This is a genomic window from Novosphingobium sp. NFX11, from assembly GCF_057376415.1.
Map to the genome: position 1 here is coordinate 562835 of NZ_CP080385.1, position 24044 is coordinate 586878.

Sequence of the window (24044 nt, forward strand, 5' to 3'; positions counted from 1 at the left end):
CGCCTTCGGGGGAGACGTGAGCAACTGCCCTTCCTGCGGCGCGCTGCTGCCTATGCGTAGCGCTGCACTGCCCTATTCGACTTGCGCCTATTGCCAGTCGCTCCTCCTTCGTGACGGGCTGGAACTGCAGGACATCGGCAAGGTCGCGGTCCTGCCGCCCGACGTATCACCGATTCAGCTGGGCACGAGTCTGCGGGTCGAGGGACTGACGCTCACCGTCGTCGGCCGCGTGCGCTGGGGGTGGGACAACGGATCGTGGAACGAATGGCTGCTTGACGCCGGCGACGGCAGCGAACGCTGGCTGGGCGAGGCCATGGGCGCCTTCATGCTGACCGCCGCGCGCGCCGACCTCCGCGAACTTCCAATGATACAAGGCTTTGCGACAGGCGGAGAGATCGCGGTCGGCGCACGGCTGACGGTCGAGGGCATCACCCTCGTCGCAATCGACCGCAAGGAAGCCCGGTGCCTCGGCAGCGAGGGTGAACTCCCGTTTCCGACCCTGCCCGGGCGCTCGATGACGAACATCGATTTTCGCGGTCCCAATCGCGAGGCAGTCAGTCTGCAGCGCGACGCGCGCGGGGCTTCGGTCTGGCTTGGCTACTATAGCGACCTTGCCTCGCTCGCCCCGGCGAACCTGCGCACGATCGAGGGCTGGAGCATTCCCCGCGAGCTGACACGATGAACGCCGTGCGCAACATCGCCTGCCCCAACTGCGGCGGCGCGCTGGAAGTTCGCGCGGCGGGTTTCAGCGTGAACCTAGCCTGTGCCTACTGCGGCTCGCTGCTGGACGTCTCACGACCGGAAGTCGTTCTGATCGAGGCCCACGACAAGGCCGCCAAGGGCTTCCGTCTGGCTCCCGGCGCGCGGGGCACGCTGTTCGACGTCGAATGGGAGACCGTAGGTGCGCTCCGGCGGCGAGATTTGGGGTATTCCTGGGAGGAATACCTACTCTTCAACCCTTATGCGGGCTACCGCTGGCTGGTCCTGAGCGATCGTGAATGGCAGTTCGGGACCATGTTGCTGGACCTGCCCGAAGGGAACGATGACACCGTGTCCTGGCGGGGCGAGCGCTTCACCCGCGATGGTGATGCATCGACCAGCGAGACGACCGCCGTTCTCGGCGAGTTCTACTGGCGCGTCCGCGCAGGGGACACGGTCGAAGCGATGCTCTACGAACGCGGCGACACCGTGCTGTCACGCGAAGGGGGCGGCGGCGAGGTCAACTGGACCCAACTCGTGCCGGTGGAAGATGACGTCATCGCGCAGGCTTTCGGCCTCGGCCGTCTGAAAGCACACCGAGCGGTCCGTGAACCGTCTCCGTCTTCAGGCTCCTCGTCCAGCACGGCGAACGACCTGCCGACGATGTTCGGCCTCGCCTGTGCGGCCATCGTCGCACTGCTGCTGGCGATGGTGCTCATCTCCGGCCCGGTGGAGCGCGCCTCCGCCAGCATCGATGCCCCCTTCGCCGCCACGCGGGAGGGGGTCAGGATCGGAACCCTGACCGTGCGGCGCCCCTGGCAGTTCGTTACCGTCACCGCACGCGGGACCGACTTCGACAACCGTTGGGTGGACCTCGACTATAGCCTCGTCGACAGGGCCACAGGGCAGTCGATGGACGGCTACGGCATCGTCGAGCACTATTCTGGCCGCGACAGCGACGGATCCTGGACCGAGGGAAGCCGCAAGGGAACGACGCTGCTAGGCCGCGTTCCGCGCGGCACTTACGATCTCTACGTCGATGCCTCCGCCCATGGCTGGCCAAGCGACCCATCACCGCAGATCTCGGGCTGGTCATCGCTGCCGGAAACTGTCACCGTTTCCATCGAGGCCGAGACCGGCTCATTGCCCTGGGGCAACTGGTGGACGGCTGCCGTGCTGCTCTTCGCGTTCCCCTGCATCGCGGTATGGCGCCAATATCGCGAGGAGAACGGCAGATGACGCTGCGCCTCGTCCTGTTCCTGCTGTGGATCGCGATGGTCATGGCCGGGTGCCTCAGCGCCTCGTACTATGCCTGGTCGCCATTCTCGGACGAGGAGCGCCCGATGCGCGCCGGCGGCTCGTATGGCCCGACGCACAAGTAACCTTCAAGGAGACGGCCCATGCTGACACTCTCGGTCTTTCTCGCCACCCTGCTCTATGCGGGGCTTGGCATCGTGATATTCGTGTTCAGCTTCGTGCTGGTCGACAAGCTGACCCCCGGCGAGCTGTGGCGAGAGATCATCGAGCGGCGCAATATGGCGGTTGCCCTGCTGGCGGGCGCGGTCGCGCTCGGCATCTCCAACATCATCGCCGCCGCCATCCATGGCTGATACTTGTGGCTGAGGCCGAGCCCGCCATCACCGTCGACAGCGCAGAGCGCGCGCCCGCCTCACTCGCGGTGATCCTGCTCGCCTCGGTGCTGGTGGTCGCGACGTGTGGACTCATCTACGAATTGCTTGCCGGCACGCTCGCCAGTTATCTGCTGGGCGACAGCGTCACGCAGTTTTCGACAGTGATCGGCACGTATCTTTTCGCCATGGGCGTCGGCAGCTGGCTTTCCCGCCACGTCCGCCGCGACGAGATGGGCGTGTTCGTGCGGGTGGAGATACTGATCGCGGCGCTCGGAGGGTGGTCGGCTGCGGGCCTTTTCCTGCTCTTCCCGGTGGTTGGCGACTTTCGCATCGCGCTCTACGCGCTAGTGCTGGCGATTGGGGTGCTGGTCGGGTTGGAGATCCCCTCCTCATCCGGATTCTGCGGCATCGCTTCGCCTTCCGTGAACTGGTCTCCAACGTCCTCACGTACGACTATGTCGGCGCGCTGATCGCCTCGTTGCTGTTCCCGCTGGTGCTGGTGCCTTGGCTGGGCATGATGCGCACCGGCTTCGTGTTCGGCCTCGCCAACGTCGCGGTCGCCCTTGCATTGCTGGTCGCGCTGCGCCGCCAGCGCCGGGTTGCGGTGGACGTGATCGCCGCGCTGGTCGTGGCCGCCAGTCTCATCGCCGGCCTTGTCGCGGCAGACCGCATGCAGCGCTGGTCCGAGGTCGCCTTCTATGGCGAGCCGGTCATCTACGCCCGTTCAACCCCTTATCAGCGTATGGTCCTGACCCGCCGGGGAGAAGACCTGCGCCTCTATCTCAACGGCAACCTGCAGTTCTCAACCCGTGATGAGTACCGCTATCATGAGGCGCTGGTCTGGCCGGTACTGGGCCGCGTCGCCCGCCCCGATACGGTGCTGATCCTTGGTGGTGGCGACGGCCTTGCCGCGCGCGAAGTCCTGCGCGACCCGCGCGTGCGTCAGGTCACTCTCGTCGATCTCGACCCCGAGATGACACGCCTGTTCCGCGACACGCCGCAACTGGCCGCCCTCAACGCCGACTCCTTGTCCTCCCCCGAATGCGCATCCACAATACCGACGCATTCCGCTGGGTGCGCGAGGCGCGCGGCAGCTACGACGCGGTCATCGTCGACTTTCCCGACCCGACCGAGTTTTCACTGGGCAAGCTCTATACGGAGAGCTTCTACCGCGAAGTCGCCCGCCTTCTCGCGCCCGAGGGGGTGATGACAGTGCAGAGCACCTCGCCTCTGGTCGCGCCAGAATCCTACTGGACCGTCGCGACCACCCTGGAGTCCGCCGGATTGCATGCCAGGGGCTACCACGCCTACGTTCCCAGCTTCGGCGAGTGGGGTTTCACCCTTGCTGCGCATCGCCCCTTCGCCAAGGCGACAAGATTGCCGCAGAACTTACGATTCCTGACCCCTCGAGCGAACGGGCAATGTTCGACTTTCCCCCGACATGGCGCGCCGCCCAACTCCGGTGAACCGGCTCGATAACCAAGCGCTGGTACGCAGTTTCGCGCGCGAGTGGGGCAATTATGAAGGCTGAGACGAGCCGACGCACGATCCTCGCGGGCGGGTCGGCTGCGGCTGGCGCCTCGCTGTTGGGGGGCTGCGTTCAACCTACGATGGCCGGGATGCTCGATGGTGCCGACTGGCGACGCGGCCACCGGCTGCGCGACGGTTCTTTTCCCGCGCCCGACGGCCCCGTGCAGGACATCGACGTAGTGATCGCAGGCGGCGGCGTCGCGGGGCTGGCCACCGGCTGGCGACTTGCTGACGCCGGATTTGCGAACTTCACGCTGTTCGAACTGGAGGACCGCACAGGCGGGAATGCCCGCTCAGGCCGCAATGCAGTCAGTGCCTACCCACTGGGCGCGCATTACCTTCCCGTGCCCAACCGCGATGCCGCAGCATTGCGTTACATGTTGCGCAGCTTCGGGATGATCGTCGGCGATGCGCCCGATGGTCCGGTCTACGATCCTTACCAACTCTGTGCCGACCTTGAGGAGCGACTTCTGTGGCGGGGTGAGTGGCAGGAGGGTCTGTTCCCGCAGTCCGGGCTGCCCTCCGGCCAGCAGGCGCAGCGCCAACGCTTCGACCAAAGCATGGATTATTTTCGCCGAGCGGTCGGCCTGGATGGACGTCCCGCCTTCACTATCCCTTCCGTCCTGTCGAGTGTCGATCCGCGCTTCACTGCACTCGACCGCCTCAATTTCGCCGACTGGCTCGATTCCGAAGGATTCACGGCTCCCGCTCTTCGCGCATACTTGCGGTATTGTTGCCGCGACGATTACGGCGCAGAGCCCGAAGACGTATCGGCATGGGCGGGCATACACTATTTCGCCGCACGGCGTGGATGGGCTGCCAACGGCGATGGCGATCGCGAGCTCACCTGGCCAGAAGGCAATGATCGTCTCGCCAGCCTCATGGCAGCGCGCATCCATTCCAACCTGCGCCCGGCACACACCGTGTTCCGCTTGGCGGTGACGGCTGAAGGACGTGCCGAACTGGACGTCTTCGATCATACGGCAGGCCGCAGTCGCCGCCTGCGCGCGAAAGTCGCGATCCTGGCCATGCCGCATTTCGTCGCGGCTCGCGTTGCGCCAAGTGTATGCTCGCCCGGAGGTTTGTCCTACGCTCCGTGGGTCGTCGCCAACGTCACCGTTTCCCGCCCGCCCGAGGGCAAGGGCGTGCCGCTGGCCTGGGACAACGTGTCCACCGCCAGCGATGCGCTCGGTTATGTGGTCGCCACGCACCAGACCACCAGCGCGGCGCTCGGGCCAACAGTTCTGACATGGTACATGCCCCTATCGCGTGAGACGCCGCAGGTCGCCCGCAAGATCATGCTGACCCGCTCGCTGGAACGCTGGCAGGAGATCGTGCGCGCCGATATGCTCGCCATGAATCCCGACCTCGACGGAGCGATCGAGCGGATAGATGTCTGGCGCTGGGGTCATGCCATGATCCGGCCGACGCCGGGTTTCCTCACCGATCCGGCCCGGCTTGCCGCCCGCTCCGCGCATCCGCCGGTACTGTTCGCCCACTCGGACCTATCCGGCCTTTCACTGTTCGAGGAAGCCCACCACCACGGTGTCGCCGCCGCCGAGATGGCGCTGACACACCTCGGTCATGCGTTCGAAAGCATCGCCTGACATGGTCCACCGTGCCGGAACGAGCATCCATCTCATCGCCGATCTTGCCGCCGGTGAGGGCCTTGACGACCTTGCGCGGGTCGAAGCCGCTCTGCGCGACGCCGCAGTTGCAGCCCGATTGACCGTGCTGGACGTGAGGCTCCATCACTTCGGCGCCGGGATGGGCGTCACCGGAGTGGCGCTGCTCGCCGAATCCCATATCTCGATCCATACCTGGCCCGAGGATGGGCTGGCCGCCGTCGACCTCTTCGTGTGTGGGGCAGAGGCCGATCCCGAAGCCGCATTGCGCGTCATCTGCGCTTGCTTCCGGGCCGTGGTGCGGGAACGCCAACTCATTTCCCGCCTCCGCCCGAATACCCCGCTCAGTGAAGCTTGAGGCGGGGCCTTACTACGCGGTTGACGTGCCCTACGGCGATAAGCGCTGAACCCTTGATCCATCCGTGGATCGCGAGGAGATGCATGCGGTACAATGACAGGTAGATCATTCGGGCAAGGCGGCCTTCCACCGCCATTCGGCCGCCCACGAGATTGCCCATCAACGTACCCACGGTCGAAAATCGGCTCAATGACACCAGCGAGCCACGATCCTTGTAATCGAAATCCTTGAGGGGTCGGCCGTCCATCGACCGCCTGAGATTCTCGAACGCGGTCGCCGCCATCTGGTGCGCCGCCTGCGCGCGCGGCGGAATCGGGCGATCGCGACCCGGCAGCATGCAAAAGGCACAGTCGCCCAGCGCGAATATCTTCGGGTCGGTTACACTCTGAAGCGTGGGCGTCACCACGATCTGGCCGGAACGGGACATTTCGACGCCGTCGAGCCCTCCCGATATCGGCTTGGCCTTGACGCCCGCCGCCCATACCTGAAGATCGGCTTCGATCAGTTCGCCCTCGCCGGTGATCATCCCGCTGTCCGTGCTTTCTACGATGGGAGTGGCGGTGCGCACGCGTACGCCGAGGTTCTGCAATTCGTCCCGCGCCGATCTCGGCGAGCCGCTCAGGCAATGCGGGCAGGATCTGCGGTCCGGCCTCGATCAACGTGACCTTCAGGCGGCCCCGGTCGAATACCTCCAGCCCGTAGTGACTCAGGGCGTCTGCCGCATTGAAGAGTTCCGCCGCCAGTTCAACACCAGTCGCACCGCCGCCGACAATCGATACCTTCACGCGCGCATCACTGGTTTCGTCCGCAGACATGGCACGCGAAACCCTGAGGCACTGGTCGAGCAAACGATCGCGAAAGCGGTCGGCATCGGCGCGGCGGTCGAGAAACATGCAGTTCTCGCGCACTCCGGGCGTTTCGAAATCATTGGTCACCGACCCATAGGCCAGCACTAGATAATCGTAGCGAAGTTCCTGCTCACCAACGACTTCCTGCCCCCGATCATCGAGTATCGGGGCGAGATGAATGCGCTGCGCGGTACGGTCGATTCCTGCCAGCGTGCCCTTGAAGTAACGATAACCCCACTTGTGGCAATGGCCGCGATAGCCGACTTCGTCGAGGTTCGCATCGAGCGAACCGGCGGCCACCTCATGCAGCAACGGCTTCCAGATGTGCGTGCGGTTCTCATCCACGAGAATGATATCGTGGTCCCGCCGACCGTATCGAGCCCCCAGTCGAGTGGCGAGTTCCAGCCCGGCGGCACCGCCACCGACGATCACGATCTGGGTCTTCTGAGATTGCACGTCTGGTCCTTGATCCGGGGCATCTTGCCGCGCGAGAGGTTATGTACTAATTGGTACACACGTTGGACGGCCGTGTCACCGCCCGATTTCCCGTTCGCTTCAGGGTAACCCGGCGTCAGTCGCGATTGCAGTGGGCAAACGGTCCTATCGATAAGAATTTCAAGGAGAAGCCGCATGTCCGGCTCAGACAAAAGGGGCGTCTTGGCCAGCCGGATCTGGCTGGCGGTGCTCGGTATAGTGATCTTGGCCGCCGGCCTTTTCTTCGTGGTTGGCGGCGCGCGACTCGTGAGCCTGGGGGTAGCTTCTACTTCTTGTTCGCAGGACTTGCGCTCGTGGTGTCCGGCTTCCTCATAGCCCGTCGGCGTCCGACCGGCGGCCTGCTGTTCGGCGCGATCTTCCTGGCCACGATCCTGTGGTCGCTGTGGGAAGTCGGCTTTGCGTTCTGGCCGCTCATCTCGCGCCTTCTGGCGCTAGGCGTAGGCATGACGGTCGTGGCGCTCTCGCTGCCGTTGATGCGCCGCGCGCAGGGCATGACGCCGGCATGGCGCCCGGCACTGGGCACCGCCGCCATCGTCGGCATCGCCTCTGCAGCCGGTTTCGCCGCGATGTTTTCGCCGCACCCGACCGTGCCCTTCGCGGGCGTCGAAGCGGCGCTCACCCCGGTCGATGCCGCCAGCGAGCAGAAAAACTGGGCAGCTTACGGCAACACCGCCGGCGGCAGCCGCTTCGTCGCGCTGGACCAGATCACCCGCGACAACGTGAAGAACCTGCAGGTCGCCTGGACCTACCGTACCGGCGACGTCGCCGAGAGTGACGGCAACGGCGCCGAGGACCAGGACACCCCGCTGCAGGTGGGTGACACCATCTACATCTGCACCCCGCACAACAACGTCATTGCGCTCGACGCCGACACCGGCAAGCAGAAGTGGAAGGCCGAAGTCAACGCCCATGCCTCCGTCTGGATGCGCTGCCGCGGCCTCGCCTACTTCGATGCGAAGGCCCCGCTGCAACAGCCGAGCCTGCCCGGCTCCACCCCGGTGACGGCGGCGACGCTGCCCGAGGGCGCGCCGTGCGAACGCCGCATCCTGATGAACACCATCGACGGCAAGCTGATGGCCTTCGATGCCCAGACCGGCAAGGTCTGCACCGGCTTCGGCACCAATGGCCGCGTCGATCTGCTCGCGGGCCTCGGCAATGCGCCCGATCCGCAGTACCAACTGACCGCCGCACCGACGCTGGCGGGCACCACGATCGTCATCGGCGGCCGCGTGGCCGACAACGTCCAGATCGACATGCCCGGCGGGGTGATCCGCGGCTTCGACGTCATCACCGGCAAGCTGCGCTGGGCTTTCGACCCGGGCAATCCCGCCATCACCGGCATGCCCGCCAAGGGCCAGACCTATACCCGTTCGACACCCAACGTATGGTCGGCGATGTCGTATGACGCGGCGTCCAACACCGTGTTCATGCCGGTGGGCAGTTCCTCGGTCGACCTGTTCGGCGTGCCGCGCACACCGCTCGACCACAAGTACGGCGCCTCGGTGCTTGCCCTCGACGCGACCACCGGCAAGGAGAAGTGGCACTACCAGACGGTCCACAACGACTTGTGGGACTTCGACCTGCCGATGCAACCCAGCCTGATCAACTTCCCGGTCAAGGGTCGCGGCAAGGTTCCCGCCGTCGTCATCGGCACCAAGGCGGGCCAGCTCTACGTGCTCGACCGGCAGACCGGCAAGCCGCTCACCAAGGTCGTCGAGACCCCGGTGAAGGCCGCCAACATTCCCGGCGAGCCCTATTCGCCGACCCAGCCTAGGTCGGTCGGGATGCCGCAGATCGGCGCGCAGACGCTGACCGAGGCGGACATGTGGGGCGCCACTCCGTTCGACCAGCTGATGTGCCGCATCGCCTTCAAGGGCATGCGCTACGAAGGGCTCTACACCGCGCCGGGCACGGACAAGTCGCTGGCCTTCCCCGGCTCGCTGGGCGGCATGAACTGGGGCAGCCTGTCGATCGACCCCACCACCAACACCGTGTTCGCCAACGACATGCGCCTCGGCCTGTGGGTGCAGATGTTCCCGCAGACCAAGGCCCAGCAGGGCAAGGCCGGCGCCGCGGGCGAGGCCGTCAACACCGGCATGGGCTCGGTTCCGCTCAAGGGCACGCCCTACTCGGTGACCAAGGACCGCTTCCTCTCGGCACTGGGCATTCCGTGCCAGGCTCCGCCGTTCGGCACCCTGACCGCCATCGACATGAACACCCGCAAGGTGAAGTGGCAGGTCCCGGTCGGCACCGTGGAAGACACCGGCCCGATGGGCATCCGCATGGGCCTGCCGATCCCGATCGGCATGCCGACGCTGGGCGGCACGCTCGCCACGCAGGGCGGCCTCGTCTTCATCGCCGGCACCCAGGACTTCTACCTGCGCGCCTTCGATCTCGGGCAGCGGCAAGGAGCTGTGGAAGGGCCGTCTGCCCGTCGGCAGCCAGGGCGGACCGATGAGCTACAAGTCGCCGAAGACCGGCAAGCAGTACATCGTCATCACCGCCAGTGGTGCCCGCCAGTCCAAGCAGCGCGGCGACTACGTGGTCGCTTACAGGCTGCCCTGACCTGATAGGGGCAGGCCGGAGGCCTGCCCCCAATTCCAACGACCAGACAGAGTTGCCCCGCCGCCGGAACTCGCCGCGCGCGGGAGCAGCAGCAGGAGGGGGCCATGGGCCGTCGCATCCATTCTCTCGCAGCGCTCGCCGCAGGCTGCGCATTCACTTTCCCGATGACCGCTCTGGCAGAAGACGCCGAGGCGGGCACCGCAACCAACGTCGTCGTGACCGGCGCCACCGCAACTGCAGGCACCGCGCAGGACCATCGGCCGACTTCCACGCAGGGCGCCTCCACCGCCAGACCTCTGCACGCGCCGCATCCGCGCGAGACGCTGACCGGCGACTGGGGCGGCGTGCGCACCGACCTGAAGGACGCAGGGGTCACCGTGCGCGCCGACTACGTCTCGGAAACCTTCTCCAACGTCGACGGCGGCCAGCGCCGGGGCACCGCCTATGTCCAGCAGATCCGCGCGGGCGTCGATCTCGACATGGACAAGATCGCCGGGATCGACGGCGGCGCCATTCACGTGACCATCAACGACCGGCGCGGCATCGGCATCTCGTCGGACTTCGTGGGCAACCGCCTGCCGATCCAGGAAGCGGCGGGCGGCTACTATGCACGCCTGAGCGAACTGACCTGGGAACAGAATTTCGATGGCGGCCGCCTGAACCTGCGCGCGGGCTTCTTTGCGATGGGCAATGACCTCGGCGGCCTGTCGATCGGCTGCAACCTCGTCAACGCGGCGTTCTGCGCGCATCCGCTGTCCGAAAGCGGCAGCACCGGCTGGTATAACTATCCCAACGCCCGCTGGGGGCTGGCGGTGCGCTACAAGCTGCGCCCCGACCTGATCGTGCGCACCGGCGTCTACCAGACCAACCCCGACCTCGGGCTGGAGAAGAACGCCTTCAAACCGTTCGCAGGCAAGACTACCGGTGTCGTCCTGCCGCTGGAACTGGAGTACGATCCCGGCGCCACGCCCGGTAGTCACGTGATGCCCGGCCACTACAAGGTGGGCTTCTACTACGACACCGCCAATGCCGACCGGCAGGGCACCCCGGGCCGCGTGACCGGTCGCTTCGGCGGCTATGTGCTGGGCGACCAGATGATCCTGCGCGATAAGGGCGGGAACGGAAAGCGTGGCCTGTCGATATTCGGCCACTTCACCGCCAACCCGGAGCAGTCGGCGCAGATCACCCGCTGGTATGCCGCCGGCTTCCTCAAGCTGGGCACCTTCAAGGGCCGCGACGCCGACACCCTCGCGCTGGGCGTGATCCACGCGCAGGTCAACGAGCGCCTGCGCGCGCTTCACGCCGAATTGCTCGGCTTCGCGGACGGCTACACCGCCCTACCCGAAGGCGAGACGGCGATCGAGATGAGCTACGGCCTGCAGCTGACGCCCTGGCTCAATATCCGTCCCGACGTGCAGTACATCGTCGATCCGGGCGCCTTCTCCTACCGAACCACGCACGATGCGCTGGCACTCGGCGTGCAGGTCAAGATGCAGATCTGATTGTTAAAAAGGGGCTGAGGGCATTGCGCCCCGGCCCTCGAAAGGCCATAGGGCGCGCCATGCAGGATGACGGCTTCACCGAACGCAACCGGCGAGAGATCATCGCGATCGCCACAGCCCATTTCGCGGACAAGGGCTTCGCAGGCGCCCGCGTGGACGAGATCGCCGCCGCGACCGCCACGTCGAAGCGGATGATCTACTACCACTTCGGCAGCAAGGAGGCGCTTTACCGCGCGGTCCTCACTGAAGCCTATCGCGGCATACGCTCGGCCGAACTCGCCGCCGGGCTGGACGACATGCCCGCGATCGATGCCCTGGCGCGGCTGACGGAACTGACGTTCGACTACCACTACGAGCACCCGGAACTCGTGCGACTGGTGATGGACGAGAACATGCGACACGCCCCGCATGTCGGCGAAGTGGTCGAGACGTACAACGAAACGGTACTGCCCGGCACCCGCGCCCTTATCGAACGCGGCGTCGCCGAGGGCACGTTCCGCCCGGCGCTGGATCCGGTCGACCTGCATATGACGATTAGCGCGCTGTCGTTCTACTTCGTGTCCAACCGCTATACGTTTGCGACCATCTTCAAGGTCGATACCACCAGCCCGGCGGCTGCGGCGAAGCGTCGCGAGCAGGTGGTCGCCAACGTCATCGCCTACTGCCGGGCCAGCTAACGCCTGCCTCGCCGGAAGAACGGGCGGAAGACAAAGCCTCCGCCCGTCGATCAGACCGCGATCACGCGCTCGCCATCTGCCCGGCTTCCTCGAGCAGGGCGGCGACTTCCTCCGGGTCGCCGAGGACGACGCCGATGCGCTGGTGGAGGCCGGTCGGCTTGGCATCCATGATGCGCGCCTCGCCGTCGATGGCGGTGCCGCCGGCCTGTTCGATGAGGAAGCTCATCGGGTTGGCCTCGTAGAGCAGGCGCAGGCGGGCCTTGCCGGGCTTGCGGTGGTCTGACGGGTAGAGGAATACGCCACCACGCTTGAGAATGCGGTGGATGTCCGCCACCATCGAGCCCGTCCAGCGCATGTTGTACTCACCCGCCAGCGGGCCTTCCTCGCAGCCGACGCGGGCATCGACGTAGCGCCGGATGGCCGGTGACCACTGCGCGCGGCGGGCCATGTTGATGGCGACTTCCTTGTTGCCCGTGGCGATCCTGAGCGGACCGTCGGTCATGCGCCAGGCACCCATTTCGCGGTCGAGGGTGAATTCATAGACGCCCGCGCCCAGTGTCAGCACCAGCAGCGTCTGCGGGCCGTAGATCGCGTAGCCCGAGGCCACCTGCTCGCTGCCCGGCTGCAGGAAGTCCTCTTCCGTCACCTCGCGCCCGGCCGAATTCTCCGGCGCGCGCAGGACCGAGAAGATGGTGCCGACCGACAGATCGACATCGACGTTGCTCGACCCGTCGATCGGGTCGAACAGCAGCAGGTATTCGCCCTTGGGATAGCGGTTCGGGATGCGATGGATAGTCTCCATCTCCTCCGACGCCATGGCCGCGAGGTGGCCGCCCCACTCGTTCGCGTCGAGGAGGATTTCGTTGGCGATGACGTCGAGCTTCTTCTGCACTTCGCCCTGCACGTTCTCCGAGCCGAGCGTGCCCAGCACGTCGCCGAGCGCGCCCTTGGAGATCGCGAAAGTCACCGACTTGCAGGCCCGGGCGACCGTCTCGATGAGGAGGCGCAGTTCGGAAGGGCAGGCGCTGTCCTCGCGCCGCTGCTGTTCGATGAGGAAGCGGGTCAGTGTGATCGGTTGCATCTTGGCCTTTCGCATGGCGCTGCGCCGGGACGGCGTATCTGAAGGTGCATGAAGACCGGCAGGGATGCGCCGTCACGCCTCCCCGTTTCTTCGCGACCGGGCGACCATGCGCGAAACTTGCGCAAAACGCTACTTCAACCGCACCCGGTCACGATCTCACGGACGTAATTCGCCGCAGCGACAACGTTGTCCCAGCCGGTTTTCCGGCGTTCGCCGATGCGCAAAGAAAAGCGCGGCGGATCACCGCCGCGCGAAGATGTCTTCCGCGTATTCCCAAATCCGGCGCGCGCGCGAATCGCAGGCGCATCACCGGCCGGGCAACTTCGCTCAGCGGGCGCTGGCGAGTTGAACGCGCGAGGGGTGGAAGCCGCTGCCATGCGTGCTTCGATGCGGGTGCGGATGTCCGCCTTCACCGCCGCACGGCAATCCTGCGCCTTGCGTTCGGCCGTGAGGTGGACGCGGGCCATACCCTCGCCGCAGACCGAGCGGGCGGCCTGATCCATCCGGATCGCAAGGCGCTGCTGGCCATCGGTGGTGGCAAGGTCGAGACCCTTGAGGTCAAGCATGACCTGATCGCGGGCAAAGGGGTTTTCGTCGGTCGCTGCCGAAGCCGAACCGGCAACGGTAAGGGCACAGGCGGCGAGCGCCATCAGGCCAATCTTCATCATCATCTCCTGCACACATGTCGAGGACCACTCTGACGGCGGCCGCATACGTCATAGCGCTCTGCAGGGGAACTGACAATCTACCGATATTGGCTGAATTCAGCGGCTGCTTACCACCAGTGCGAGTTCGGTGACGTGGCCCAGCAGTCCGATCGGCAACTCGGCCTGCTGAGTGCCGGAAGCACCTTCCTGCACCACCGTTACGGCGATGGTCCGCGCCATGGGGGCTGACCAGATACGCACCGTCTGCAAGGGCAATACGGCCTTCCACGCCTTCCCGCCCTCAACCGTTACCGGGTGGCCGTTGATCTGCACCACCGAAGCGGGGTCGGAACGACGGCCGGAAACCTGCAGGCAGTTGTTCTCGCCGCAGGAAACGAGCTTCGCTGCGGGACGGGGAGCAGCATCGGCATCCCCGGCGCAGATCGTGAACAGCGCGATGCCCAACGCCGCGAGGCCCACCCTGAGACGGTTTTCTGCGCAGAACACCTCCCTGCGCATCAGGAGTGCTGTTCCGGGCGCGATGCAGGGACCGCCCCCACTGCCTGCGCGCGCGCGGCGATGCCGTCCCGAAGCAGCCTGAGAACTGCCGTCCCCATGCTCGAAGGACGGATTTCCTTGGCCAGCAGCTGGAATTTCTTGGCTTTGCGCATTCTGGGCGGTCACCTTTTCCCCGGGGAAACAAAAGTGACGCGCCGCCGATCGTCACGGCAGACACAAATTTGCAATGAAGGGCATAGATTTCATCTATGCGCGCGGAATCGCGCGAATCCGACGGAAAACCTCGTCGATGAACAGCTGCGTGGCGGTATCCCGCTCCGGCTCCGCGCGGGCGAGAAGGAAGATTTCGTAGGACGGCTCGAAGTCGGCGTGAAGCAGCGGCCAGAGCAGCCCCCGCTCGATCTCCGAGCGCACCGCCGGGACTGGCAGGAAGCCGATGCCCACACCGCAGACGATCAGCCGCCGCGCCTCGTTGATGTCCTGCGCCAGTCCCGTCACGCGCACGCCAAGGCCATAGCGGCGGCGCAAGTGCGTGACGATCTCGATCTCGTCCTCGCCGCCGAGGACGAACGCCTCGTCCTTCAACTCGCGCGGCTGGCTGATGCGATAGCCGAACATCGGGTGGCTGCGGCCGCAGTAAAGCTGCTGGCGCTCGACGAACAGCGGCTCGTAGACCAGCCCGCCGCGCACGCTGTTATCATAGCCGATTCCGACCTCCACCTCGCCGCGTTCCAGCGCATCGAGCACCTGCCGCCAGGACGAGACGCGGATTTCGATGCGGATGCCGGGATGGCGGCGGTGGAAGCTGGCGATCGCCTCGTCGAATTCCGCCGAGACGATGGCCGAAACGATCTGGATGCGCACGATTCCTTCGACCCGCCGGATGGCCTGCGCGATCTGGTGCGGCACGAGGCGCGCGGATTCCAGCATGTCCTCGCACAGCGCCATCATCGCCTTGCCCGCCGCCGTCATCTCGACGCCATTGGCCGAGCGGACCAGCAAGGTGGTGCCAACGTGGTCCTCAAGCCGCTTGAGCGCGGCCGATATGCTCGGCTGCTGCTTGTTGAGTTCCCTTGCCGCCGCGCCGATCCCCCGGCGCGCACGATGTCGACGAATGTGCGCATGAGGTTCCAGTCCACCCGGCTGGCGAATTTACGGTCTGTCAGCGGGGTGTCGTCGCTCATGGCAACAGGGGTAGCCGGTCCGAAAGCCGGGTCATAGATGCAATTTATGAAGCGCCCCTGATTGGATGGCACTCAACGGCACACAGCGGCACTCAAGAGCACCACAGCACTATTTCGCATGCAGCACCGCGTTCGACCACCACGTCAGCGTGTGCTCGTCATGCGCCGAAGTCCAGACGCCCTTGGGGGTCCAGCGCAGCGCCCCGCTGCCCGCCGCCTTGCCCTTGCGCGCGGCGACCGTCATCGCCTTCGGGTCGATCACCGCAAATACCTGGTCGTCGGTGGTCCGCAGCCAGACTTTGCCCGCGCCGGTATCGACGTCGCCCCACTTGAGGTTGTCGCCGACCTTGATGCGGCCTGCCAGCGCATTGGTCGCGGGGTCGATCCGCGCAAGGGTGCCGTCGCCTTGCTCCTGCACCCAGACACCGCCCTCGCCCGCCGCGAGGAAGCCGGGCTCCTTGCCGAGCGGGATCTTCGCGGTGACGGTGTTGGTGGCGGTGTCGATGCGCTGGAGCGACTGTTTGGTGGCGCTTACCGCCCAGACCGCGCCGAAGCCGTAAGTCAGATACCATGTCCCCGGATCGACCGGGACCGAAGCGATCACCGCGTTGGTCGCCGGATCGATGCGGGCGACGAGGCCCCCACGGTCGTCGGCGCCGTTATCGCTGGCCACCCAGACCGAGCCGTCGCCCGCGACCACGTTGAGTTCGCCGCTCGAGGCGATGCCGGTGGGGATGGTGGCCACGATCTTCGCGGTCTTCACGTCGATGCGCTTGACTGCCTTCTCCTCGCAGTCGGCGACCCACAAGGAGCCAGCCGTGATCGCCATCGCGCCGCAGGGGTGCGCCATCGCGACTTCGGCGAGCTTGCCTTTTCGCGACCACTGCTCGACGCGGCCCTTGTTGGTGGCCCAGACGGTCTTGCCGTCCACTGCGAGGAAATCCGCGAAGCCGGGGACCTGGATGACCTCCGGTTCTTTCGCCTGTGCGCCGGCGGGAAACGCCGCCGTGGCAGCCAGAAGCATCAGACCGAACTTGCGCATGGATTTTGCCCCTCTCAGTAAGAAAAAGTAGTGTCGGCCCCGATCAACGCCATCGTGCTTACGGCGGAAACATCAACCTCATCCCGTCATTCCGAGCGCAGCGAAGCAATCCAGGGCAGTCTCAAACCGCCCTGGATTGCTTCGCTGCGCTCGCAATGACGAAGTATGGGAGGTGTCACTTTGGCCTGCCCTCTCGCTCAGCCCTTGCTCGCGATGAAGGCGCGCCAACCACCCAGATGCGTGATGTCCTCAGCCCCGGTCAGCGCGCGCGGTTCGGAGACGAAGCCCTTGACGGTGGTGCCGTCCGCCAGCGTCACGTTGCCGATGGCGAGCGGCGCGGGGACATCGACGGTGAAGCTGCCGAACTCGGCGACGCCCAGTTCATAGACCTCGACCTTGATCGCGGCGCCCGCTTCGTCATGGACGAGCGCAGGCTTGGGCGGCACGCTGTCGGCAATGGCGTAGAGCTTGTAAGTGGGCGCGGTCTCGAAGGCGCCGACGAATTCGGCGTCGCGGCTGGTCAGCTGCCAGTGCAGCGGCATGTCCTTCAGATGGGCGCCGACGACGGCGAGCTTCACGGTTTGCATCTTTCCCTCCAGATCGAGTGGCGGCGGCGCGGGCAAGTCCGCGACCGCAAGGTAGGCGTCGGCCGCGTCCAGCAGGGCGCGGTCGGTGTCGGCCGGGCCGATCAGGGTGATCCCGAAGCCGGTGGCATTGGCGCGGATACCGGCGGGAACGGCCAGCGCGGCCATGTCCAGCAGGTTCACGAAATTCGTGTAGAGCCCCAGGTTGCTGTTGAGCGCGATGGGCGCGGCCAGCATCTCGGAGACACGGTAGGTGGTGCCGGTAGTGGGGAAGGCCATCATGTCGATGTCGGCCCACAGGAGGTCGGCGTGGCGCCTGAGGTCGGCCATGCGGTAGATGCCGTTGAACAGCTCGACCGCGCTCATCGCCTTGCCGGGCTCGACCACCGCACGCACGGTGGGATCGACCGCGAGCGGGTTGGCGGCGAGAATGCCCTCCATTGCGGCGGTCCGCTCGGCCACCCAAGGGCCGCCGTAGAGCAGCTGCGCGGCCTCCAGCAGCGGGGCGAGGTCGATCTCGACGAGTTCGCCCAAGGTCGCCAGCTTGGCGAGCGCCTTGTCGTAAAGGTATTCGGACTCGCCATCGCCGAAGAACACCCGCTGTTCGCGGCGCGGCACACCGATGCGCCTCACGGCGAGAGGCTGGTCCGCGAGCGGCTTGGAGTAGGGATCGGCCACATCGAAGGCCGCGACCACGCCGTCCACCAGCCGGGCATCGGCGGTGTCGTCGGTAAATACCGTGATGCAGTCGATCGTGCGGCAGGCCGGGACGAGGCCGCGCGTGGACCAGCGGCCCTTGGTGGGCTTCATGCCGATCAGGTGGTTGAACGCGGCAGGCACGCGGCCCGATCCGGCGGTGTCGGTGCCGAGCGAAAAGGCCACCAGCCCCGCCGCCACCGCGACCGAGGAGCCGGAGCTGGACCCGCCGCTGACGTAGTTCAGGTTGGAGGCATTGCGCGGTATCCCGTAAGGGCTGCGCGATCCGTTGAGGCCGGTGGCGAACTGGTCGAGGTTGGTCTTGCCCACGCAGACCGCGCCCGCCGCCAGCAGCCGCTCGATCACGCCGGCATCGTCCTCGGGCTCGTAAGCGAAGGCGGGACAGGCCGCCGTCGTCTCGAACCCGGCGACGTCGATATTGTCCTTTACCGCGAAGGGCACGCCCGCCAGCGGCAGGTCCTCGCCCGCCGCGATGCGCGCGTCCACCGCAGCGGCGGCGTCGAGCAGTTCGCTGCGGGTGGCGCGGCTGATCCAGATCTGCGGCTGGACGGCATTGTAGGCCTCGACGCGGGCGAAAGTGTCCTCGGCCACGGCGACGGCGGTGGTCTCACCGGCCCTGACGGCGGCGGCGATACGGGTGGCGCTCAAACGGGTCATGCATGTTTCCTCAGGGCGAGCATCGGGGCGCCGGGCTGCAGCGACTGGCCTTCGCGCATGTAGAGCGCCGAAACCGTGCCGCTGCCCGGGCTTTCCACCGCGCATTCCATCTTCATCGCTTCAAGGACCGCGATCTTGTCCCCCGCCGCGACGGTATCGCCCGGCTGCACCAGCAGGCGGGTGACGCTGCCGCCATAAGGCGCCTCGACCAAGTCGGAGCCCTCGGGCAGTTCGATCGCCTCCTCGGCGGGCAGGTCCGCATCGGCGAGATCGGCGGCGTGGTCGAATTCGCCGAGGCGCTCCCACTCGGCGCGTTCCTCGTCGAAGGCGGCCTTGCGGCGCTGTTCGAACTCGGCGATCCCGGCGGCGTTCTCGGCCAGATAGGCGCGGTAGTCGGCGAGGCGGAATTCGCTCGGCTCGATCCTGAGGGCGCGGCGACCGGCGGGGAATTCGCGGCGCCAGTCGGCCAGTTCCTCCGCGCTGACGGGATAGAATCGGATCTGGTCGAAGAAGCGCAGCAGCCAGGGCTTGCCTTCGGTAAAGGCTTCGGTCTGGCGATAGGTGTTCCAGACCTGCACGGTGCGCCCGAACAGCTGGTAACCGCCCGGCCCCTCCATGCCGTAGATGCACATGTAGGCGCCGCCGATGCCCACGACATTGGGCGGCGTCCAGGTGCGCGCGGGGTTGTACTTGGTGGTGACGAGGCGGTGGCGCGGGTCCACCGGCGTCGCGACCGGCGCGCCGAGATAGACGTCGCCAAGCCCCATGACGAGGTAGTTCGCCTCGAAGATCAGGTTCTCCACCGCAGCCTGATCGGGCAGACCGTTGATGCGGCGGATGAACTCGATGTTGTCCGGGCACCACGGCGCATCGTCGCGCACAGTGGCCATATACTTCTCGATCGTCTCGACGATCGCGGGGTCGCGCCAGCTGAGCGGCAGGTGGACCACGCGCGAGGGGATCGTGAAGTCCTCGAGGTCGCCAAGCCGCTCCTCGGCGGCGATCAGCATGGCGAGCGCCGCCTTCTGGTCCATCTCTGCGCCGTCAAAGTGCAGCTGGAGCGAGCGGATGCCGGGCACGATGTCGATGATGCCGGGCGCGGCGAGGCGTTCCAGCTCGGTCATCAGCGCGTGGACGCGGATGCGCAGTTCGATGTCGAGCACGATCGGGCCGTATTCGACGAGGATGTTGCGGTCGCCCTGCTGGCGGTAGACCGTGCGCGGACGGCCGGGGCCTTCGGGGATTTCCGACAGGATCGGGGTGAGCGTTTCCACACCGCGCGCCGGGGTGGATTCCGGCACTGCGCCGGTCGCCACGAAGGCGCGCTGGGCGGCGTCGGCGGCTGCGGCGTCCTCGATGGTGACAGGGGCGAAGCGCAGCTTATCGCCGGGAGCGAGCTGGCCGATCTTCCAGCGGTCCGCCGCGATCACCACGAAGGGGCACACGAACCCGCCGAGCGACGGCCCGTCGAGGCCGAGGATGATCGGCATGTCGCCTGTGAAGTCCACCGCACCGATGGCATAGGGGTTGTCGTGGATGTTGGAGGGTGAAGTCCCGCCTCGCCGCCGTCGGTACGCGCCCACCGCGGCTTGGGTCCGATCAGGCGCACGCCGGTGCGGTTGGAGTTGTAGTGGATCTTCCACTCGGCATTGATGACCATTTCCACGTCCTCGGGCGTGAAGAAGTCCGGCGCGCCGTGCGGGCCGTAAAGGACGCGCAAGGTCCATTCGTTGCCGATTGCGGGCAGCGTGACGGCGGGCAACGCGGCGTCGGTGGGCTCCGAACCGAGGTGGATCGTGTCGCCCGCCAGCAGGCGGCGCGCGGCGTGGCCGCCGAACTGGCCCAGCTCAAAGGTGGCGCGGCTGTCGAGGTAGGGAGCGATGTCGAGCCCACCCGCGAACAAGATATAGCCCCGGAAACCGCCGGAGGAGGCGCGGCCCATCGCCAGCGTCTGGCCCGCTGCAATGTCGATGGGAACGCCGCGCTCCACCGGCACGCCGTCCAGCGTGGCGCCGAAGTCCGCACCCATAAGGCAGATGCGCGCGTCGGAAACGAAGGCCAGGGTCGGGCCGGTGACGGTGGCCTCAAGCCCTGCCGTGCCCTCGGGATTGCCGAGCAGCCGGTTGCCGAGGCGAAACGACTGGTCGTCCATCGGGCCCGAGGGCGGCACGCCCACGGCCCACAGGTGCTGGCGGCCGGGCCAGTCCTGCACGGTCGTCGCGGTGCCGCCGCTGACGACGCGGAAGGCGCGCGGGGTGAAGACCACGCCGTCGAGCACCCTGGTCGAGACTTCGCCGCTGGTGAAGGCCGGGGTGCGCACCACGTCGCGCAGCCAGCGCACGTTCGTCTCGATGCCGTCCACGCGGGTGGCGTCGATCGCGCGCCGGGCCGCTTCCACCGCTTCCTCGCGGGTGGGCGCGTGGACGATGAGCTTGGCCAGCATCGGATCGTACCACGCACTGACGGTGCTGCCCGCCGAGCACCACGTCTCGACGCGGATGTCCTCGGGGAATTCCAGCGCGGTCAGCGTGCCCGAAGTCGGGCGGTAATCGAGCGAAGGGTCTTCCGCGTAGAGACGCATCTGCACCGAATGGCCCTTCATCGTCGGCGCGGGCGCATCGAGGAAGGCGAAATCGCCCGAAGCGCCGCGTACCATCCATTCGACGAGGTCGATGCCCATCACCATCTCGGTGACGCCGTGCTCGACCTGCAGGCGGGTGTTCATTTCAAGAAAGAAGAACTCGGCGCGGTCGGCGTCGTAGAGGAACTCCACGGTGCCTGCCGAGCGGTACTTCGCGGCCTCGCCCAGACGCACGGCAGCGGCGTAGAGCGCGGTGCGCACGCTCTCGGGAAGAAGCGGCGCGGGGGCTTCCTCGACCACCTTCTGGTTGCGGCGCTGGAGCGAGCAGTCGCGCTCGCCCAGAGCCATGACGCGGCCCTCGCCATCGCCGAACAGCTGCACTTCGATGTGACGCGCGCGGCCGATGTAGCGTTCGAGGAAGACCCCGGCGTCGCCGAAGTTGCTCTGCCCCTGCCGCTTCACGGTGGCGAAACCGTCGCGCAGCTGCGCCTCGTCGGTGCAGACGCGCATGCCGATGCCGCCGCCGCCTGCGGTGGCCTTGAGCATGACCGGGTAGCCGATCGACGCGGCGGCGCTGACCGCCGCTTCCTCGTCGGTGAGCAGGTCGGTGCCCGGCGCCAGCGGCACCTCGTGCGCAGCGGCCAATGCGCGGGCGCTGTGCTTGAGGCCGAAGGTGCGGATGTTGTCGGTGGTCGGGCCGACGAAGACGATGCCTTGCGCCGCGCAGGCCTCGGCGAACTCGACGTTCTCGGCCAGGAAGCCGTAGCCGGGGTGGATCGCCCCTGCCCCGGTCTTCTTCGCCGCCGCGATGATGGCGGGAATGTTGAGGTAGCTTTCCGAAGCCTTGGCGCCGCCGATGAACACGGCCTCGTCGGCTTCGGATACGTGGTTGGAGTTCTCGTCCGCCTCGGAATAGACCGCGACGGATTTCAGGCCCATGCCGCGCAGCGTGCGGATGATGCGGGTGGCGATCGCGCCCCGGTTCGCGATCAGGACGGTGTCGAAGCTCATGCGGTGACGATCATCCGGACTGGAGTGGGGTTGAAGCCGTTGCAGGGGTTGTTGACCTGCGGGCAGTTGGAGACGACGACGATCACGTCCATCTCTGCCCGCAGGTCCACGGTCAGGCCCGGCGCGGATATTCCGTCGACGATGCCCAGCGACCCGTCGGGTTCGACAGGAACGTTCATGAAGAAGTTGATGTTGGAGACGATGTCCCGCTTGCCGCGCCCTTCGAGGAGGTTGGCCTCCAGGAAGTTCTCGACGCAGGCGTGTTCAGACTTTGTGTGATGGCCGTAGCGCAAGGTATTGGATCTGCACGAACAGGCACCGCCGATGGTGTCGTGATAATCTACCGAGGTGGCGGCGATGGTCATCAGCGCATTGCCCTCGTTCGAAAGCAGCTTCGTGCCTTCGCGCAGGAACAGGTTGCCCTGCGCCGCGACGGTGTCCTGCGCGGAGTAGCGCTCGGCATCGTCGGCGGCGGAATAGAGCAGGAAATCGACCGCCTGGTTGCCTTCGAGGTCGACGATGCGCAGCGTCTGCCCGGCCTTGACGTGATGCAGCCAGGGCGCGCGGGCGGGGACGACGATGTCGTGGATGACGGTGCCGGTGAGGCCGGACATGTGAGGATCGGTGCTCATGATCGCGTGTCCCTTGTTCAGCGGCGGAAGTAGTCTTCGACGTTCTCGAAGGCGCGCAGGCCTTCGGGCGTCGCGGAGCGGACGGGGTCGTCCTCGCCCGTCACCGGACCGCGCCATGCCGAGGCGCGCAGCGGCGTCACGGTGTATTCGGGGCGCGGATCGAGGACGTGGGGGACGTTGGCGATCACCACGATCACGTCCATCTCGGCACGCAGGATCACGGTGCGGCCGGGCTCGAACGGGCCTACCTCGGGCGTGATCGCGCCGTCCGCCTCGATCCGCGCGCCCTTGAACAGGGTGACGCAGGGATGCACGTCGCGGCGGCCGAGGCCGTGCTTAGCGGCGCCGAGAAGGAAGCGGTCGCGGCCGCTAGGGAAGGCACCGGAGTTGCGACCCTCGCCGTACTTGGCGAGGTTGATCGCGGGGTTGGAGGTGCCGCAGAAGGTATCGTGCGTGCCCGCGCTGTCCTCGACGATGCTCATCATCACCCGGCCCATGTCGGAGAGGAGCAGCTTGCCTTCGCCGAGATAGGCGTTCCACTGGACCTTAACCGTGTCCGCCACATTGAGGCGTTCTGTCGGCATCTCGGCGTTGAACAGCAGGATCGAGGCGCAGGCGTCGCCCTTCCCGTCGATCAGCCGCAACCGGGAGCCGCGTGTCAGGCGCCGCGTGGCGTAGCCGCCCGATGCGATGGTTTCCTCCCACACGAGGTCGGCGGCATCGACGCCCTCGGGCAGATCGCCCGCCACGGGAGGCAGCACCGGCATGCTCTCGACCACGGTGCCGCCCTGGGCACGCGCATGGTCTCGGGCTGCGAGCGGATCGGCCAATGTTTCGGTCATGAATGCGCTCCGATATTCTTGAAGTCGTCTCCGCTCTGGTCGTAGAGCGGCGGCAGGAGGGCGGTGGTGGTGACCAGCTCAAGCTGCTGCACCCCGCGCACCCGGCGGATGGCGTCGCACAGTTCCTTCAGCCGCACGGCCGGACCCTGCACGAGAAGAACTTCGAGGGACTGGTCGTCCTCCAGCACGACATGCTGCGAGGAGATCACTTCCTTCAGGTAACTGGCTTGCGTCTGGGAGAGCTGGTGCCGCACGCGGCCCCGCTCGCTGCGGTAGACGAGGGTGATGGTGCCCGCGAGCATCTCCTCGGGCCGCATCAGCGAACCGTGCTCGGCCAGAGCATGGCGGATCAGTTCGGCGATGAGCTGGGAGCGGGAAGGCAGGCCGCGTTCCGCCACCATCATGTCGAGCTGTCTGAAGAGGTCTGCCGGAAGGCTCATGCTGAGCCGAGCCAGGCTTGCGGAGTCTGTGCCCATGCCCATTCTCTTTTCAGGTATTACGATTTACGTCAATCGTAATATTTAAACTAATTGCATTCTTTCTTTTCCGTCATCCCCGCGAAGGCGGGGACCCATCTGATGACTGTGCGACAGGCACCTTCAGGAGATGGGTTCCGC

Annotated in this window: 17 protein-coding genes and 5 pseudogenes; 10 read left to right on the plus strand and 12 right to left on the minus strand. The window is 66.4% G+C overall.

Annotation, left to right across the window (positions count from 1 at the left end):
* Window positions 1-16 precede the first annotated feature (16 nt).
* The 7 genes and pseudogenes from KZO24_RS20350 (at window position 17) to speD (ending at window position 5843) form a co-directional block, all read left to right on the plus strand.
* A complete protein-coding gene (locus KZO24_RS20350) occupies window positions 17-682 on the plus strand; it encodes a DUF4178 domain-containing protein (RefSeq protein ID WP_370425025.1) in 666 nt (221 codons plus the stop codon).
* On the plus strand, window positions 679-1938 hold the full coding sequence (locus tag KZO24_RS20355; RefSeq protein WP_271182777.1) for a DUF4178 domain-containing protein: 1260 nt from the start codon (window positions 679-681) through the stop codon (window positions 1936-1938). Before KZO24_RS20350 ends, KZO24_RS20355 begins: the two co-directional genes overlap by 4 nt.
* A complete protein-coding gene (locus KZO24_RS20360; RefSeq protein WP_271182776.1) occupies window positions 1935-2081 on the plus strand; it encodes a hypothetical protein in 147 nt (48 codons plus the stop codon). Before KZO24_RS20355 ends, KZO24_RS20360 begins: the two co-directional genes overlap by 4 nt.
* 18 nt (window positions 2082-2099) lie before the next feature.
* Entirely contained in the window at window positions 2100-2309 is a 210-nt protein-coding gene (locus KZO24_RS20365; protein WP_271182775.1) for a DUF350 domain-containing protein, read from the plus strand.
* Between the two features lie 26 nt (window positions 2310-2335).
* Window positions 2336-3861, plus strand: a pseudogene (locus tag KZO24_RS20370) (polyamine aminopropyltransferase).
* Window positions 3851-5467, plus strand: a complete 1617-nt coding sequence (locus tag KZO24_RS20375; protein ID WP_271182773.1) for an NAD(P)-binding protein — start codon at window positions 3851-3853, stop codon at window positions 5465-5467. The pseudogene KZO24_RS20370 and the gene KZO24_RS20375 overlap by 11 nt, the downstream one beginning before the upstream one ends.
* A gap of 1 nt (window position 5468) precedes the next feature.
* Complete coding sequence (gene speD, locus KZO24_RS20380) at window positions 5469-5843, plus strand: adenosylmethionine decarboxylase (protein WP_370425029.1); 375 nt, start codon at window positions 5469-5471, stop codon at window positions 5841-5843.
* Here the strand turns inward: speD and KZO24_RS20385 are convergent.
* Window positions 5830-7147 (minus strand): annotated as a pseudogene (locus tag KZO24_RS20385) (NAD(P)/FAD-dependent oxidoreductase). The gene speD and the pseudogene KZO24_RS20385 overlap by 14 nt on opposite strands.
* Before the next feature lie 174 nt (window positions 7148-7321).
* Here KZO24_RS20385 and KZO24_RS20390 point away from each other — a divergent pair.
* The 3 genes and pseudogenes from KZO24_RS20390 (at window position 7322) to KZO24_RS20400 (ending at window position 11930) form a co-directional block, all read left to right on the plus strand.
* A pseudogene (locus tag KZO24_RS20390) lies at window positions 7322-9751 on the plus strand (glucose/quinate/shikimate family membrane-bound PQQ-dependent dehydrogenase).
* A 104-nt stretch (window positions 9752-9855) separates the two neighbouring features.
* On the plus strand, window positions 9856-11253 hold the full coding sequence (locus KZO24_RS20395; protein WP_271182769.1) for a carbohydrate porin: 1398 nt from the start codon (window positions 9856-9858) through the stop codon (window positions 11251-11253).
* Between the two features lie 59 nt (window positions 11254-11312).
* Window positions 11313-11930 carry a TetR/AcrR family transcriptional regulator gene (locus KZO24_RS20400; protein ID WP_271182768.1) on the plus strand — a complete coding sequence of 206 codons (618 nt, stop codon included), beginning with the start codon at window positions 11313-11315 and terminating at the stop codon, window positions 11928-11930.
* A 61-nt stretch (window positions 11931-11991) separates the two neighbouring features.
* Here KZO24_RS20400 and KZO24_RS20405 read toward each other — a convergent pair whose 3' ends face one another.
* The 11 genes and pseudogenes from KZO24_RS20405 to KZO24_RS20455 form a co-directional block, all read right to left on the minus strand.
* Window positions 11992-13011: a class 1 fructose-bisphosphatase gene (locus KZO24_RS20405; RefSeq protein WP_271183146.1), complete on the minus strand. Its 1020-nt coding sequence runs from the start codon at window positions 13009-13011 to the stop codon at window positions 11992-11994.
* 134 nt (window positions 13012-13145) lie between these two features.
* Window positions 13146-13682, minus strand: coding sequence for a UrcA family protein (locus KZO24_RS20410; RefSeq protein ID WP_486487623.1), 537 nt, complete (start codon window positions 13680-13682; stop codon window positions 13146-13148).
* Between the two features lie 93 nt (window positions 13683-13775).
* Complete coding sequence (locus tag KZO24_RS20415) at window positions 13776-14165, minus strand: hypothetical protein (RefSeq protein WP_271182765.1); 390 nt, start codon at window positions 14163-14165, stop codon at window positions 13776-13778.
* Window positions 14166-14176: 11 nt separating this feature from the next.
* A complete protein-coding gene (locus tag KZO24_RS20420) occupies window positions 14177-14329 on the minus strand; it encodes a hypothetical protein (protein ID WP_271182764.1) in 153 nt (50 codons plus the stop codon).
* Between the two features lie 94 nt (window positions 14330-14423).
* Window positions 14424-15361, minus strand: a pseudogene (locus KZO24_RS20425) (LysR family transcriptional regulator).
* A gap of 109 nt (window positions 15362-15470) precedes the next feature.
* Complete coding sequence (locus KZO24_RS20430; protein ID WP_271182762.1) at window positions 15471-16403, minus strand: Vgb family protein; 933 nt, start codon at window positions 16401-16403, stop codon at window positions 15471-15473.
* A 197-nt stretch (window positions 16404-16600) separates the two neighbouring features.
* Window positions 16601-18361, minus strand: coding sequence for an allophanate hydrolase (atzF, locus tag KZO24_RS20435; RefSeq protein ID WP_271182761.1), 1761 nt, complete (start codon window positions 18359-18361; stop codon window positions 16601-16603).
* Window positions 18358-21953, minus strand: a pseudogene (gene uca, locus KZO24_RS20440) (urea carboxylase). The gene atzF and the pseudogene uca overlap by 4 nt, the downstream one beginning before the upstream one ends.
* Window positions 21950-22585: an urea amidolyase associated protein UAAP2 gene (locus KZO24_RS20445; RefSeq protein ID WP_486487624.1), complete on the minus strand. Its 636-nt coding sequence runs from the start codon at window positions 22583-22585 to the stop codon at window positions 21950-21952. Before KZO24_RS20445 ends, uca begins: the two are co-directional and overlap by 4 nt.
* A gap of 17 nt (window positions 22586-22602) precedes the next feature.
* Window positions 22603-23427, minus strand: coding sequence for an urea amidolyase associated protein UAAP1 (locus KZO24_RS20450; RefSeq protein ID WP_271182759.1), 825 nt, complete (start codon window positions 23425-23427; stop codon window positions 22603-22605).
* On the minus strand, window positions 23424-23903 hold the full coding sequence (locus KZO24_RS20455; RefSeq protein WP_197524482.1) for a CopG family ribbon-helix-helix protein: 480 nt from the start codon (window positions 23901-23903) through the stop codon (window positions 23424-23426). Before KZO24_RS20455 ends, KZO24_RS20450 begins: the two co-directional genes overlap by 4 nt.
* Window positions 23904-24044: the final 141 nt, after the last annotated feature.